This window comes from Streptomyces silaceus (genome assembly GCF_001419745.1).
Classification (GTDB): domain Bacteria; phylum Actinomycetota; class Actinomycetes; order Streptomycetales; family Streptomycetaceae; genus Streptomyces; species Streptomyces silaceus.
The window spans coordinates 1-812 of sequence record NZ_LIRJ01000625.1; the positions used below are offsets into that span (position 1 = coordinate 1).

Annotated in this window: 2 pseudogenes; both read right to left on the minus strand. The window is 70.2% G+C overall.

The window, feature by feature from the left end:
* Positions 1-210 precede the first annotated feature (210 nt).
* A pseudogene (locus tag AOK22_RS43525) lies at positions 211-509 on the minus strand (SDR family oxidoreductase); the annotation flags it as partial.
* A gap of 2 nt (positions 510-511) precedes the next feature.
* A pseudogene (locus AOK22_RS43530) lies at positions 512-785 on the minus strand (SDR family oxidoreductase); the annotation flags it as partial.
* Positions 786-812: the final 27 nt, after the last annotated feature.

Below are 812 nucleotides of genomic sequence, written 5' to 3' on the forward strand. Positions count from 1 at the left end.
GGCGGCGGTGGCGGCGGTGCGTATGCGCAAGGAACGCTCCAAGTGTGAAGTTCTCGTGGAGAGAAGCCGAGCATACGGTGACCGCTGACCGCTATTGAGGCGGTAGGTCCGATTCCACTTGTGGAGATTTGGCTCACGCGTCCGTGCCGCCACAGGGCTTCCGGGCGGTATTCGGCCACCCGGAGCTTCGGACCCACCGACCGAAGGGTGTCAACCCCTGCCGATATAGGGCATGTTGGTCGCCAGTACCGTCGCGAACTGGACATTCGCCTCCAGCGGCAGCTCCGCCATGTGCCGCACCGTGCGCGCCACGTCGGCCACGTCCATCACCGGTTCGCTCGCGAGCCGGCCGTCGGCCTGGAGGATGCCGGACTGCATGCGCTCGGTCATGTCGGTGGCCGCGTTGCCGATGTCGATCTGTCCGACGGCGATCCGGTACGGCCGTCCGTCCAGGGAGAGCGCCTTCGTCAGGCCCGTCAGGGCGTGCTTCGTCGCCGTGTACGCCACCGNNCGCCGTTGAGGTTGGTGTCGACGACGTGGCGCCAGGCGTCGTAGGCGAGTTCCTCGACCGGGACGCCGCCGGGGCCGAACGTGCCGGCGTTGTTGAAGAGCAGGTCCAGGCGCCCGAAGCGGTCGCGTACGGCGGTGAAGAGCGCGGCCACGTCCTCGGGCCGCGACACGTCCGTCCGTACGCAGACGGCGGCGTCGTCCCCGACCGGGGCCGCGGCGCGGGCGACGGCGACCGTCTCCTCCAGCGTCTCCGTGCGCCGGCCCGCGAGCGCCACGGACCAGCCGGCGGCCAGCAGTTCGAC